The 10,731-nt window shown below is 50.0% G+C and carries 2 protein-coding genes and 1 pseudogene; all 3 read right to left on the bottom strand.

All coding sequences use genetic code 11. The annotated features are described in order from the left end of the window. Positions 1-55: 55 nt before the first annotated feature. Positions 56-9,469, bottom strand: a complete 9,414-nt coding sequence (locus BLU87_RS16530; protein WP_092350889.1) for a hypothetical protein — start codon at positions 9,467-9,469, stop codon at positions 56-58. Beyond that, positions 9,469-10,038 (bottom strand): hypothetical protein, encoded by a 570-nt coding sequence (locus BLU87_RS16535; RefSeq protein WP_092350891.1) that lies wholly within the window; start codon positions 10,036-10,038, stop codon positions 9,469-9,471. Before BLU87_RS16535 ends, BLU87_RS16530 begins: the two co-directional genes overlap by 1 nt. Positions 10,039-10,341: 303 nt before the next feature. Next, positions 10,342-10,731, bottom strand: a pseudogene (locus tag BLU87_RS17375) (transposase); the annotation flags it as partial.

The following is a 10,731-nucleotide window of genomic DNA, read 5'->3' on the forward strand; positions in this document are numbered from 1 at the left end:
TACCTCTCCAGACTCCGCGCCCTCTCCGTCTCAGCGTTAAAAGTTCACCAGTAATTTACGCCGCCTGCCAGCTATCAGCGATCATCGTCATCAACTCCTCGTTATTGCGCACGTTATCAAGACTGTCCAGAGAAATACCTTCAGTGCTTGCATAGGCGCTCATTTCCTGGATCAGCTGGTTGATATCAGCATCGGTCATCGTACTGCCGTCATTGAGGACAATTTCCTCGATCCGGTTACCGGTGGCTGAATCGCTGTAGCTATCCATGGTGATTTGGTCATCAAGACCGTAACCAATTTGCAGGGTGCCGCCGGTTTTGAGGAAAGCGAAACCATTGGCCGTAACTTCATCCCCGAAGACGATGCTGTCGTTGCCCGATTCATCAGAAATAATGTCACTACCATCACCGAGATTGAACAAATAACTGTCATCGCCGCTGCCGCCATACAGGGTGTCGTTACCATCGTCACCGCTAAGTTGATCATTACCGGCCAGACCAGAGAGTTGATCATCGCCATCATAGCCGTGCAACTGATCGGCGGTGGAACTGCCGGTCAAAGTATCACCACCGTCTGTTCCGGTCAGCAGAGCCTTAAATCCGCTGTCAGGACTTGTCGATAACATGCTTTCTATCGAGGCGGCTGAAATTCCATACTCTCCCGAGGGTTGGATATAGGAGAGTTTAAAGTCATCGCCGTCAAACCAATGCTTTACTGTAACCATTGTTGTTTCATTGCCATCAACCTTGACCTGCAGGTCATCACCGGCACGATGATAGCTGAGTCGATCCGCTGTAATGTCGTCGGTAAAGATCAGCCAGTCGGTTCCACCATCGCTGTTGTCGATGGTGTCCGCACCGCTGCCAGGACGATAGACATAGATATCATCGCCAGCGCCACCGATCAGAGTATCATTCCCTGCATCGCCGCCGAGTTGATCGTTACCCGCTTTGCCAAGCTGAACATCATCGCCAGCCCCGCCATCGAGATAATCGGCACCGTCTCCGGCAACCAGCCAATCGTCTCCTGAAAGCCCGAAGAGCTGGTCATCACCGGCCAATGCTTGCAACAGATCGGCTCCAGATGTCCCAACGACTTGCTCTGCTGAGTCCGTTCCGGTTACAACACTGTCAAAGTCACTTTCGGAAGGGATTTCACTGTCTCCGCCATCGCCGGATGACGCAAACAGGTCATTGATCTCGACAGCCGTAATAGCACTCTCTCCAGAGGGCTGAACATAGGAAAGTTGATTATCAGAGGAGACAAACCAGCCTTTTATTGTTACCTGGCTGGTTGCAGCATCGTCGATACGGATGATCAGGTCATCCCCGGATTGCAGGTAGGTCAGGCGATCGCTGGTAATATCATCGTTAAAAATCAGCCAGTCGGTGCCACCATCACTGTTGTCGATGGTATCGGCGCCACTGCCGGAACGATAGACGTAGATATCGTCACCGGTCCCACCGATCAACGTATCGTTACCGGCATCGCCGCCGAGCTGGTCATCACCGGCTCCGCCCGACTGAATGTCGTCTCCGGCACCGCCATCAAGGTAATCCGCGCCATCGCCGGCATTCAACTCATCGGCACCGTCCAGACCAAACAGCTGATCATCGCCAGCATAGCCATTGAGTTGATCTTTTCCTGCTGATCCTACCAATTGCTCGGCAGCGGCTGTTCCCTCAACAACCGTATCAAAATCCGTAGTGCCTCCCGAAAGCAGTGTTTCGATCTGCGCTGCCGGAATGCCATTTTCACCGTCCGGCTGAATATAGGCAATCTGGTAATCACTCCCGGTAAACCAATCGGTGACAGTGATTTGTGTCGTTTCGTCGCCATCCACCCGAATGATCAAGTCATCCCCATTTTGCAGATAGGTCAAGCGATCACTGGTCACTCCATCGGTAAAGAGCAGCCAATCCACACCGCCGCCACTGTTATTAATGGTGTCGGCACCGTTGCCTTCGCCATAGACATAAATGTCGTTTCCGGTTCCGCCAATCAGAGTATCATTTCCAGCGCCGCCGCCAAGCTGGTCATTACCTTCACCGCCGTAAAGAACATCGTTCCCGTCACCGCCTTCCAGATAATCGGTGTCCGAGCCGCCAAGCAACCAGTCATCACCGGCCAACCCGAACAGAGAGTCTTCGCCCTCATAAGTTCGAATCAAGTCGGCACCATCCGTTCCAACCAGCTGTTCACCGGTCTGCGTGCCATACCACAGCATGTCAAAGGAGCTACTGTCCGGCGTTACTATCCCATCCGCTTCAGGATTTTCAGGCGGGAACATTCGATTGATCGTCCAGGCACTGATGCCACTGGCATTGGCCGGTTGAATATAATCGATTTGATAATCTCCGCCCAGAAACCAGTTTGAAATAACCACTTGCGTCTCGGAATTTTCATCAATTCGCACGATCAGGTCATCAGCAGAACGGATAAAATCCAGTCTGTCTGAGGTCAGGTCATCGGTAAAGATCAGCCAGTCGGTACCACCATCGCTGTTGTCAATCGTGGTCAAGCCACCATCTGCTCCATAGACATAGGTATCGTCACCAAGACCGCCACGCAATAGATTGGTCCCAGCGCCACCGGCCAGCTGATCTGCGCCATCACCACCATACAGGGTATCGTTCCCGATTCCGCCACTCAGCAGATCGTCTCCGATTCCACCAACCAGTTCATCGTTACCTTCTGCACCAATGAGCTGGTCGTCGCCGGCGTTGCCATACAGGATATCGTTGCCTTCCCGGCCCCATAAATTATTGTCGGCAGCATTGCCCTGAATCAGGTTGTCGAGGTCATTGCCATTGCCACGATAAACGGTGCCAGCCAAGATCAGGTTTTCAACGTTGTCATCAAGAAGGTAAAGTGTTTCGTGACTTCGTATTTCTGTGTCAACACCGCTGTCAACATTTTCATCAATAGTGTCGGCTTCGGAATCGGTATAATAGCTATCATCGCCCGCACCACCTGCCATCCAATCGCCACCCAGGCCACCATCAAGGATATTGTTTGCGCTGTTGCCGGTCAGAACGTTATCAAGCGCATTGCCCGTGGCGTTGACGGTGGCATCTCCACGCAAAGTAACATTTTCCAAATTATCGCCAAGGACCACATCGTGGTTACTTTCGATGGTATCCGTTCCTTCGTCAGCGTATTCAACGATGACATCCTCACCATCGTCTATATAGGTATCATTACCACTGCCTCCGGCAAGGAGATCCACTCCCGCCCCTCCGTCGAAGACATCATCCCCAGCCAATCCCGTCAAGACATTGTCTTCATCATTCCCGATCAGCACGTTGTTCAGGTCGTTTCCGACACCCTGAACAATTCCGGCGGTCAGCCTCAATTCTTCGACATTCTGCGCCAGGCTTTCGCTGGATTCGTAGGAGCGTATTTCCGTATCAAATCCCGCATAGTCATTTTCAAGGATCTGATCACCAACGGTTTGCGTCAGATAGGTATCATCACCTGAACCACCCGCCAGGATGTCAGCCCCTGCGCCACCATCCAGAGTATTATTAAGGTCATTGCCTGTCAGCCTGTTGTCCAGATTATTTCCGGTTGCAGTTTCGGCGCTTCCCGTTAACACCAGGTTCTCAATATTGTCAATCAACGTGTAATTGACCGAACTTTCAACCGTATCGTTGCCTTCATCTGCCATCTCAACCAGGGTATCTTCGAGGCTGTCGATCACATAGGTGTCATCCCCGCCTTCACCGTACAGGGTATCGGACCCGATGCCACCGTTCAGAATATCAGCGCCGTCACCGCCGTAAAGTTCATCATTTCCGGCCGCACCGGACAATTGGTTATTGCCAGCATTACCGACCAGAATATTGGCGTAATCGTTCCCGCTACCTGAGATATCGGCATCACCGATCAGGGTCAGATTTTCAACATTCTCCAGCAGGGTGTAATCGATTGTGCTGTTAACGGTATCGGTACCTTCAGCGGCATTTTCAACGACCACATCACTCTGATAATCGACACTGTAAGTATCGTTACCTGTCCCACCGACCATATAGTCGGCCCCTGACCCACCGATCAGGATGTCATCACCGCTTTCACCGTACAGTTCATCAGCGCCGCCGGCACCGGATAACGTGTTATCCAACTCGTTACCATAAATCTTATTTGCCAGAATATTGCCGAAGCCTGAAACGGCAGCGGCTCCATAAAGAACAAGATTTTCAACATTGTCCGCCAATGTGTAGCTGACCGTGGCCGAAACTAGATCGGTTCCGGCGCCGCTATCTTCACTGATACTATCCAAGGCGTCATCGACAAAATATTGATCATCGCCGGCTCCGCCGATCAACGTATCTCCCCCAATTCCACCATCCAGGATGTCAGCGCCAGCACCACCGGAGAGCACATCAGCTCCGTCGAGTCCTAACAAGGTATTGTCCAGACTGTTCCCTTCGAGACAGTTATCGAGACTGTTTCCGGTCGCGCTCGCAGCAGTCGAAGCTTCGGCCAGTTGCAGATTTTCCAGATTGTCCCCAAGAACATAATCGATTTCGCTGATGACGAGGTCGGTCCCGGATTCAGTTTCTTCTGTTATTGAATCCGTGGCACTGTCAACATAGTAAGTGTCGTCACCTGTACCGCCTGCCATGACATCACCACCGGCACCACCATCCAGCACATCATGACCTGCGTCACCGGAAAGGACATCGTCACCAAGTTCGCCGTAAAGCTGGTCGTTATCATCACCGCCAAACAGGTTGTCGTTGTCGTCACCGCCATACAGCAGGTCGCCCCCTTCATTGCCGTACAAGGTGTCTACGCCAGCGTCGCCGCTGATAGTGTCGTCTCCAGCGCCAGCCATGACCGTATCAGCACCAGCACCGGCCACAACACTGTCGTTTCCGTCGCCGACATCAGCGCTATCGTCTCCATCACCAAGATCGATGATGTCATTGCCACCACCGCTATTGATCACATCGTCTCCACCCAAGGCATCGATATTATCACGCGCCGATGTCCCGGTGACAGTGTCGGCATCTTCCGTGGTCGCATAATCGATACCAACAGCCTCAATCACCTCGGCAGTTGTCAGCGTTTGCCCATCCGAGAATTCAATCACATCAATCGGGGACGTTTCTGCCAAGTTGTCATAATCCACCCCATCCAGATGCAGTTCGTCCCCGGAAACTCCGGAACTGATCATTAAAGATCCCAGCGAAAAAATGATCGAGTTCAACCTGATTCCTCCCTGAAGAATCAGACGATCATAACCGCCGCTATCCTGTAAGTGTTTGACCCCACTGCCGAGGGCAAAGTAATAGGTGTCATCGCCCTCACCGCCATCCATCATGTCGTTGCCATTACCCGGCATCAGAAAATCATCACCGTCCCCGCCAATCAAGATATCATCACCGTCGCCGCCCAGAAGCTGATCGTTCCCTGTTCCACCGTTCAGAATATCATCGCCATCCTGGCCGAAAAGAACATCATCGTCCGCGTCTCCGTAGAGAGTATCGTTCCCCTCGCCACCCTGAAGCTGATCATCACCATCTCCACCATACAAAGAATCACTTCCGGTACCTGTTCCATCTCCGTTGTCACCGATGAGAAGATCGTTTTCACCGCCTCCATACAGCGTGTCATTCCCTTCCCCGCCGATTAGTTGGTCGTCACCATCACCACCATCGAGAAGATCATCCCCAGCTTCACCAAAGAGAAGATCATTTCCGTCTTGACCATAAAGAATATCGTTATCATCGCCGCCCTGTAATTCATCTTCGCCGGTATCGCCAAAAAGCATGTCATTTCCAACACCACCGAAAAGAGTATCATTTCCAGCTTCACCATTAAGATAATCATCTCCTCCGACAACGGGATCAAGACCATCCCCGACTAAAATGTCATCACCAATGCCACCATAAAGGATATCCGAACCGCCATCCCCTTGGAGTGTGTCATTCCCGTCACCACCATCAAGGAAATCATCTCCATGGAGGGATTCTGAGATGGAACTGTCCCCAATGATTACGTCATCACCAATTCCTCCCAAAATAATGTCAGCTCCAGATCCACCCCAACCTTTATCATTACCACTTTCAAGATAAATCGTATCATCACCACTTCCACCTTTGACAACATCGTTACCGGCACCTGCATAGATCGTATCGTCTCCACCTCCTATACTTTCACCACTAAAATTGGAAAAGGAATAGTTATATGTAGTGTTATTCTCTTCTGTCGTAATAGTTTCAATGACTGCCCAATCTTTCCAATCAGACCCGTAGGGGGTATATATATCCAGATCCCCGGAAATATAATCGTCACCACCTCCAGATACGATTAAATCATCGCCGTCACCACCGGCAATAAAATCGTCACCCGCATCAGTAAAGACCTGGTCATTCCCTTCTGCAGCATCAACCAGCTCTCCCTGCTCACCGCTAGAGGTTTCAGTCGCACCTTGCTCTATCTTTTCTAAAATATCGACCTCTTCTTCACCGTATATAAGATCATTTCCAGAGGCTCCAAAGAGCCAATCGGCCCCTTCACCACCGGCGATGATATCCTGTCCGGACCCACCGCCAAGATAGTCCCGTCCATTGCCGCCATCAACGGTCAGATCCCCAGAATCGCCATTCAGTGTATAGAGATCGTCATCACCATCCCCCATGTCGATGGTATGGTTGCCGTCAGAATAGTTATTGACAACATCTTCACCACTGCCAGTTTCAACAAAATCGTCACCCCCCTGATTCAGCACAATAACATCGTCCCCACCGCCGCTCATGAAGTGGTCATTATCGGCCGTATCGTACAGATTCCTGACATCATCATGCTCATCTTCGCCACCCTCGGTCGGATTGCCGTTGTCGTCAACAAGATAATAGTCGACATCGTAATGATCAAGAACCTGATTCCCGTCTTCGTCTTCGCTATACACATGATTGTAGGCTTTGACGACATGCCAATCCTGGGCTTCGCCACCAGGCTGAATAGTGGCACTGTGAATCTGGGGATCGCCGAAGATTTCGGTGGTCGTTTCTGGTACGTCACCAGCTGTCGTTGAAAAACCATTATCTTCAAAGGCTATATTCAGGGCATTAAGAATGGGCGTATGGATTTCATTCCCCTCAGCATCGATAGTAACAATTGTCGCCGTCAAGGAAATCTGTCCGTCAGCGGAGAGTTCACCTTGCTGCAGCAGGCTGAAGGCTTTCTGCGCCAGACCGTCTGTCGCATCGAGGATAATTTGACCATTCTCAAAATCAAGAATCAGGTCGCCGGTAACAATTTTCAGCAGGCTTGAGTCAACATCACCCGAAACCTGAATAATAATCTGGTCACCGCTATTTAAGGCTTGATTCAATGACAAGAAGAAACTCTGTGAGCCCCATTCAGAGACCGAGGAAGTCAAATCAGCGATGGTTTGTTCTTCCATCGTAAAGGGGTTGCTGGAATTAATCGATATCGCTCCCTCGACGGGCAGGGGGATAGCAATCCCGAACCGTTCCAGAAGCTGATCCAAACTGCTAATATCGTTGATGGTGATGCTATTAACGGAACTGGTACTCCCCGCCCCATCCAGGGCGGAACCCATGATCAGAACAGTCTGGGCCATGGTATTCCATTGGTAGGTGAGCCCATGGGGCAAGTCGGTGAACACATAAAGGGTTTGAGAAGGGTTCATATAATAAGAATCGATGGTTGTTTCGCTCAGATCCAAATCGCCGACAACAATGTGGTTGGTACCGGAATCGGAGATTTCAGTATCTGTGATCGTGTCTTCGCCGTCGCCGGGGATATAGTAGTAAGTGTCATTTCCAGCGCCGCCTATCAGGGTATCCCGACCTTTGCCGCCCTCGATATAGTCATCTCCGCCATAGCCATTCAGGGAATCCTTACCACCACCGCCGAAAAGAGCATCATTGAAATTATCCCCAATGTAGGGATGCATCTCAGAGGCCTTCTGTCCTTCCAATACCTCTCCCTGATTGCTGCCGAACACAACCTTTTTTTGAGGGACAATGATCGGATCAGCGTGAACGACCTCTTCACCACTTCCCATATCAACAAAATGAATGATCGATTCGTTGTAGCCGTCATGGATGTTCTTCTCGATCAAAAAATAAAGCATTTCCGCCCGATACGTCAGATACATGTTACTTAACTGCCCTTGCCCGGTGGCTGGATCATAGATATCGAGTTCACGGTTTTGGTTAAAATCGGAATAATTCGCACCAACAACTGCAAAAGGATTGAGATTGACTAAGGCGTAGCGGTAGGCGATGTCGGTACGAGCGTTGCTTTCGATATCGTAAGGGAAGAAAGGAGTGACGCTCCCTTCCGTATCGGTTGAGGAAAAAACGTCAATGCTCAGACCGGAGGTGTTCTCCAATACACTTGAGATGGCGTCGATATCAGTGTACAGATCGTCACGCTCTGTGTCGTATTCACTCCCGGTGCGCGGGGTGAAATCGGTGACAAACAATTCCCCCAACGCTGTTACTGCTGATTCGAGGGTGTGGTCGGCTTCATAGGCTGACGTTTTAAGAATGGCTGTGACCTCATCGATAGACAGGGATGGGTCGACTTGCGAGAACAGGTTGTAGACGGCAAGAGTGTCGGTTGTACCTTGTATGGAATGAGCACCAAAAGGATCGGTATCTTCACCTGTCACAGTTTGTGTTTCTCCCGGTACTGTTCCAACCGCACTAACAATATCACCTTCCAGGCTCAGGTTGCTTATATTGTCAACATTGTCAACATCCCAAGCAGTTAAAATATCAGAACTTCCCGTTGCTGCCGTTTCAGCATTGCGAAGCAAAGTAAAAAACGCTTCTGTATCCTCGCTACTCGTTAGCGGGTCAAACCCTGGAGCATTAAACGTCGTGACTGAATCCACAAAGTCTGGGGCTAAGCGGCTCATGATAAGAGCAAGGTGCCCACCCAGCGAATGACCTGTAACTGTCACATGCTTACCGGCCAATGCGCCATCTGCTGTTGCTATTGTGGTCGTGTAAGTGATTGATGCAGGGATAACGCCCCCCGGCTCTGCCAAGTTGAGTTCTTCATGGGAATAGGCGTATTGGACAAGGTCCTCGCCCTGTCTGACTGTTAACCGTTGATAATAGTTGAACAAATCGATTGCTTGCGCGATAGCAATGCCATCAGCCCCGATGTCACCAAAATTAGTCGACCAGTCAATCAGACCATCCTTGATGGTGGAGGTTTCGGTTCCACGAATCGACAGCACATAGCTATTATCGTCGATACTTTGAAACACCGTGGCCGAAAACCCTTCGGCGGTGTTCGGGAGCTGATCGATAACGCGCCAGTTGCTGGCGAAAGTCTCAGCTTGGGTTTGGGACATACCATCGACACCACGTTTGAGAGCGTCGAGGTATGCATCGTCAGATATTCCGTAATACAGAGTCGAATATGATGCAAGTGCAAGCTCAGACTGACGGTAATATTCAGTTATTGTGTTCATTATTTCCCCTCCTTAAATATTGATGTTGCAAAACTTGGCGGCCTAACAATGTCGGCGCATGAGAAACTTGATCCTTCCCAAAGGCCAGGTAAGTCACCGCCTCCTCGACCATAACGGATATATTCGCCCAGGACCTTGCCATCACTACGCCTAATTATTCGAGTAAGCTGTCGCGTAACTTGAGGATTGTCTCTGTGATAATAAACAATTTCCCTTTCATAAAAATATTCATCTGATGGTTTAGCCTTGGCTTTGTTAGGTAATATCCAGTTTTTATTTGCATATTTGTTGTATTTCTCCGTAGGCAACTGCACCGTCTCATAAACCTTGACCCCTCCATCAATCGCACACAGTCTTTTGACCTGCCAATCATAGTAAGCAACTCGCCCAAAGCCATACCACGCCATTAGAACCACACCGATCAGAGTGACTGTCGCAATCATCCATCGACCTTTATTCGTTTTTCGTGTTCCCAACAAAAAAAGCATGACAACCAGAAAAACGATCGGAACGATCAGCCAGTAGGAGGATAAGAAAAACACCAATGCCAGATTCAATATTTCTTTCATTTTATGACTCCAGAAACTGCGGAATTCGTCAATTTCCCTTTTGGATTGAGCGGCTCACTGTCAACGGACCAAACACAAACAGCCCGCCTCCGATCCGGGGTCGTACCCCAAACCGAAAACGGATCTGTTCCAGGGACATAATACCTATTACTCATCAATTCGCGGCCTCCCCGCTGTTTTCAACATCAACGCCTGTCCAGTTAATTTTTCAAGATGCTTAACAAACGGTTCTCCACCCAATGGACGACCGGTTTTCGTTCTTTTTTTGAATCCTGGGCATCTATTCCGGGGACATAATACTTATTACTCATCAATTCGTGGCCTCCCCGCTGTTTTCAACATCAACGCCCGTCCAGTTAATTTTTCAAGATGCTTAATAAACGGTTCTCCACCTAATGGACGACCGGTTTTCGTTCTTTTTTGAATCCTGAGGTCTTGTTCTCCATCTGTTGTTTCCAGAAAGTTCATCCAATTATCGACCATCGAAGGTAAGCTTCGCTCTCGTACCAGCGGATCATCTTCGACCACACCACAATTGAAACGTGCGCTCGACCAGTTATGATCTACAGGAGACTCGACCATGCCTGCCGCAACTGGATTACGTTCCACGTAGCGTCCTGCGGCCAGCAGGTGCTGCTGGTCGAGCACACAGGAACCAAAGCGGCCTTGAAACAAATAACCACGGACCCCTTC

The organism is Desulfuromusa kysingii (genome assembly GCF_900107645.1).
Taxonomy (GTDB): Bacteria; Desulfobacterota; Desulfuromonadia; order Desulfuromonadales; family Geopsychrobacteraceae; genus Desulfuromusa; species Desulfuromusa kysingii.